4 protein-coding genes are annotated in these 2501 nt (G+C 33.3%); 3 read left to right on the forward strand and 1 reads right to left on the reverse strand.

Annotated features, from left to right (window positions below; translation table 11 throughout):
- Nucleotides 1-151 precede the first annotated feature (151 nt).
- The 3 genes from ACTRXG_RS16755 to ACTRXG_RS16765 all read left to right on the forward strand — a co-directional run bounded on the left by ACTRXG_RS16755 (nt 152) and on the right by ACTRXG_RS16765 (nt 1396).
- Nucleotides 152-433, forward strand: a complete 282-nt coding sequence (locus ACTRXG_RS16755; protein WP_474286049.1) for a hypothetical protein — start codon at nt 152-154, stop codon at nt 431-433.
- Between the two features lie 159 nt (nt 434-592).
- Entirely contained in the window at nt 593-1213 is a 621-nt protein-coding gene (locus ACTRXG_RS16760; protein ID WP_474286050.1) for a recombinase family protein, read from the forward strand.
- 15 nt (nt 1214-1228) lie between these two features.
- A complete protein-coding gene (locus ACTRXG_RS16765; RefSeq protein ID WP_474286051.1) occupies nt 1229-1396 on the forward strand; it encodes a hypothetical protein in 168 nt (55 codons plus the stop codon).
- Here the strand turns inward: ACTRXG_RS16765 and ACTRXG_RS16770 are convergent.
- Complete coding sequence (locus ACTRXG_RS16770; RefSeq protein WP_474286053.1) at nt 1391-2338, reverse strand: hypothetical protein; 948 nt, start codon at nt 2336-2338, stop codon at nt 1391-1393. The two genes, ACTRXG_RS16765 and ACTRXG_RS16770, sit on opposite strands and share 6 nt — an antisense overlap.
- Between the last annotated feature and the right edge of the window lie 163 nt (nt 2339-2501).

A 2501-nucleotide genomic window follows, 5' to 3' on the forward strand; every position in this document is an offset into this window, starting at 1 on the left:
TCCAGGCTATTTCTTTTTATCATAGCATAAAAAACTGCCGACACGCTCTAAAATTAGAGCCATTGTCGACAGTCTGAAAGCCCTTTATATCAGGGCTTTTTCTTTTAAGTTTTATGTGTCATTAGAGTTATTCATAAATAGGTGGGTTTAAATGGTATGGGAGTTCCTGATTTATACGAGTATTTTTATTCTCATTATGATTGCTGTTTTTATAGGTGTTCATCATTTAATTAAAAGGTACGAAGATATAGCTGGTTCCTTTCCAACGTTTCCTTATGCAGCTATTAATCCTAAAAGACTATTTTACCTTATGAGAAATATTAAAAGTCTCGATCAGCAATCAAGTGTGCGAACAAGTATCTTTTTTGGTTTATTTATCGGTGGAATGGTTTCTTATGCTGTACAGATCGTTATGCTTGTTATTATCTGTTAAAATGGTTAATCAGAAAAGCTCTCAGTTGCATTGAGAAGGTCATTGCCCGTGAATTTGTTTTTCAATGTAACACAGAGCGATTCTCGGAGCCTTTTTTTCAATCAAAAACACCATGAACAGCCAGGACACGAAAAATTATAAAAAATGAGTGTGGTTATAATGAATATTGGTTATGCCCGAGTAAGTACCAAAGAACAAAATTTGGATCCACAACTTACTTCTCTAAAAGAAGCAGGTTGCGAAGAAATTTTTATAGATAAAGCTACGGGGACAAATTTTCAACGTACGGAGTACATGAAAATGAAAGAGTTTATCCGTAAAGGTGACACGCTGTTCGTTCACGATCTCAGTCGATTAGGGCGAAATAAAGATATGATGAAAGAGGAATTGCATGATCTGATGGATAAAGATATTTATTTTGTTTGTCGAAACATGTCGATGATTGATACAAGAAAATTCGCGGATATGCCTAATATGGAGAAATTGGTTTTTAATTTGATTATTGAGATTGTAACGCATTTTGCAGAAGAAGAATGGAAAAACCGAAAATACGCTCAAATGCAGGGTATTGATGTTGCTTTGAAACAAGGAAAGTATAAAGGAAAGCCACCTGTTTATAGCCCTAATGGAACAAAAAGTGGTGTTTACTATGCTATTATTCAAATGCTCGATCAGGGTCTAACCATTCAAGAAATATCTCAAAAGACAAAGGCTAGTCGATCTACTGTCCAGCGTATCAAGAAAAACAGGAAAAACGCAGAACAAGTTCAATCTGTTTGATGGGGAGGGTGAAAAATGGAATTATTACTAGCCTTTATCATTGGTTTAGTATTTGTATATATCTTTTTAGCTATGATCGGCCTGTTTGTTCGTTTTGTTTTGCCACTAGCTGTATTTGCTGTTGTGGGGTACGTATTAGTGAAAGGATTTATAGGTGCTTTTACCTTTGTGATCCCACTATAAATCAATAAGCCATTCAAACATGCTTCTTCTTTCTTCAGGCGAATGAAGAGGAAAGATTTTATCATGACGAAATGAAGGTGCGACAGTTTCAGAATATAAACGAGTAGCTAACACTTGGGTATCTAAATGAATACCTATTGAATTTATGTCTAATTCATAACAGTGACTATAACTAGCATGAGAAGAAGAAGGAAAACTGGTTTTATATTCTGTATTATAATGAGGTTCAAAATATTTTATTAAAGCTGCTTCGGTAAAAGTAACTTGTTGGTCATTAGGAATTGTTCCAGTAAAAAATCTCATAAAGTGTTCAAGAGAATCTTCTCTACTATTAGTAGCATTTGCTAAGTCTCCACCAGCCATCGTAACTGAGTAGTTACTAAAATCTAGAAGCACCAGCCAAACTTCTTCATGTGGAGAATTAGACGACATATCAGAATAAATCTCTTGTAAAGTAGAATGAGAAATCAATCTATCTACTGCTATTCGTTGACCATTTGTACCGTATGCTTGGCCAACATAGAGAACTTTTAAATCTAAACAATTGTTATAGTTCTCTATCAAAAGTGGAAATAAATATGGAACTTTACCACCCGATACTACTACACCATCTTTATTTAAAAAACCTATCTCTCTGTATGGATAATTTAAAGTATAGTCAGTAATTTGTAGTTCAGGAGGGTTAGGTTGTTTAAAATTTTGGAATTCATAAGTCTCACCTCTATTTATTCTAAAACGCCCTTGTATATAATCTTCATCAATAGTAATTGAATCAGGATCAAAAGTTATTCTAGGTCTAGAGCAAACCACATAAATATGACATCTTTCATTAGTTATCTTTTTGTTTATAATCTCATTTCTGAAATCCTCTTGTTGTACGATTCGAGAATAAGAAGCTTCCATGAATATACTGTTTTCAATTTGGTATTTATAATCACTCAAATAAAATTTCTCCCTTCTTAATTATCCCAATTCTTCTTAATAATAACATGCTAAAAATAAAGTATTAATAAAATAATAAGTGTTGCTGTAACCGTCAAGTAGAATAGATCACTTTCTCCCAAATAAGATAGATCAACGTTCACCAATTAAGATAGACCACTTG

The sequence above is a fragment of the Marinococcus sp. LNSP9103-4 genome (genome assembly GCF_056034345.1).

What these genes read in the sequence shown, in the direction of transcription:
- ACTRXG_RS16765 (WP_474286051.1), top strand. Translation starts at nt 1,229, where the DNA reads ATGGAATTATTACTAGCCTTTATCATTGGTTTAGTATTTGTATATATC.
- ACTRXG_RS16760 (WP_474286050.1), top strand. Translation starts at nt 593, where the DNA reads ATGAATATTGGTTATGCCCGAGTAAGTACCAAAGAACAAAATTTGGAT.
- ACTRXG_RS16755 (WP_474286049.1), top strand. Translation starts at nt 152, where the DNA reads ATGGTATGGGAGTTCCTGATTTATACGAGTATTTTTATTCTCATTATG.